This window comes from Corynebacterium sp. KPL4035, assembly GCF_037908325.1.
GTDB classification, from domain to species: domain Bacteria; phylum Actinomycetota; class Actinomycetes; order Mycobacteriales; family Mycobacteriaceae; genus Corynebacterium; species Corynebacterium kefirresidentii.
In genome coordinates, this window is the sequence record NZ_JBBMGF010000026.1 from 1 (window position 1) to 1988 (window position 1988).

Sequence of the window (1988 nt, forward strand, 5' to 3'; positions counted from 1 at the left end):
CCCTCCCTCGATGACATCGCCGCTCAGCCCGACGTCCGCCACCTCGGCGCGCCAGAGCCGGCCCCGCAGGCGCCCCACCTCACAGAGCCCGCCCGCATCGTCGTCGCTGGCTCCGATGCCGCCCTCTCGGCCGTGCTCACCCGCCTCATGCGCTCCGATCGCCTCTGGGCCGAAGTCGCCTTCATCCCCGTGTCCTCGGCTACTCCTTCCGCCGCCGCACAGAACTGGGGGCTTCCCACCGACCCGGCCGAAGCCCTCGACTTCGCCCGCACCGCGCCGGTTCGCCCAGCCCCTCTCATCCGCAACGATTCCGGCCTCGCAGTCGCTGGCTCTGCCACCATCTCGGATGCCGCAAACGGCGCTTTCACCGGTGAAATCATCATCGATGACCACACGCTCGCCGCCTCCTCCCCCAAGACCTTCGGCGCACGCCTAGTCCCCATGACCGACGCCCCCGGCATCCTCGCCGCCCGCGCCACTTCCCCCGTCGAGCCTCAGGGCCGCCTCCGCTCGTTGCTGCGCAAGCCCGGCCAGCTCGCCCCTGAATCCGTACGCACCGGCCGCGCCGTCCAGGCCGGCGGCCCACAGCTGCGCGTCATCGTCGATTCGGTCCCCCACAAGCGGCCGGTGACCCGCGTGACCTTCTACCGCCACCTACGCGATCTTCAGATCGTCCGCCCTTAGCCCCGCGCGACGACTTCAGTCCTCGCGCCCCCACACCTCCGGTGGATAGGCCGGATGCTGCGACGTCGGCACGAGGTGCGCCACGGCCGACTCACGCGAGAGCCCGCACACCATGAGCATATCGACCACAATGGAACGCGTCTGACCCAAAATCATATAGGCCGATAACGTGCCGTCCTTGTCAATGATGTCTATCCCGGCGCGCCCGCCCACGATGCGCAGACGCTGCACGAGGTCCGGAATCTCAATCGCTTCGTCGTGCCCATGCTGTTTGCCCTGGCCGTAGAGCTCGCTGATGGCGAGCATGATTTCAGAAAGCTCATCGAGCAATTCCACCTGCGCGTCTGAAACCTTGTCGCGGTCCTCCGTCAGGCCCAATGCCTGGCGGGAGAGCACGCGCACGCCGCGCACCGCGTTATCTACCGGCATGAGGATGCGCTCCAGCGAGCGAATGCTGCGCCGCGATGCCCACAACAGTGGCGAGACCTCCGAGGCCTCCCTGCCCGATTGCGCCGCACTCAGCAGGGTATTCACGCTGTCTTGCGTACCGCGCACCGCCTCGCGCGCATCTCGGATAACGGCGGGGTCTTGCTGGCGGATGCCGTACGTGACGTCGGCAAGAATGCTCGAGGCAATCTTGAGCACCTTCGATACCTCGCGCCGCGCCTCCACCAACGGGGAATTGGGAATCAACGCGATGGTTATCAGGCCAATGCCTGAGCCAATCATCGCGTCGATCGCGCGGTGCAGGCCACCCGGGCCCTCCGTGGGTGGAAAAATCGTCGCAATCAAAATCGCGCCAAAGACAATCTGGTTAGTAATCAGCGGCGACTTGGTCAAAAACGAGCCCACCACCAGGCCCGCGCCCACGATGAAGAAAATCTGGAACGGCCCCTGCCCCACAATCTGAAAGAGCAAGTCGCCTACGGCCACGCCGATGATGCCGCCAATCGACATCTCCAGCGCCTTCTTCATCCTGTCCCCACCGGACATCCCTAAAATGATGACCGCGGAAATCGGCGCAAAGAACGGCTGCGGGTGCCCCACCACATCGCCGGCCACCCAGTACGCGAGCGCCGCACCAATGGTCGCCTGCACAATATAAACAAACCGCGAACGGATGCGGTTTACCCGCGAGAGCACCGAGCGGTCAATCACCCGCAGCTTTTGCCGCGTTGAGACTCTTTCCTTCGCTTCCGACATGCCTTCCAGCATAGAAGACCGCCCCTACCATCGCCGCTGTCCCCGCGCATCTCGGCCGCCGGCTAACTTGTGGACAGCTCTTGCCGACGCCCCTTCTCCCC

The 1988-nt window shown here is 65.2% G+C and carries 2 protein-coding genes; one reads left to right on the top strand and one right to left on the bottom strand.

Features of this window, described 5'->3' with window-relative positions:
- Positions 1–684, top strand: a 684-nt coding sequence (locus WMP96_RS11655; RefSeq protein ID WP_301716815.1) for a hypothetical protein, incomplete at its 5' end; no start/stop codon positions are given.
- Positions 685–699: 15 nt separating this feature from the next.
- Here WMP96_RS11655 and WMP96_RS11660 read toward each other — a convergent pair.
- Entirely contained in the window at positions 700–1899 is a 1200-nt protein-coding gene (locus WMP96_RS11660) for an FUSC family protein (RefSeq protein ID WP_239209020.1), read from the bottom strand.
- Positions 1900–1988: the final 89 nt, after the last annotated feature.

Excerpts from the sequence above, each read along its gene's own strand:
- WMP96_RS11660 (WP_239209020.1), bottom strand. The coding sequence starts at position 1,899 with ATGCTGGAAGGCATGTCGGAAGCGAAGGAAAGAGTCTCAACGCGGCAA.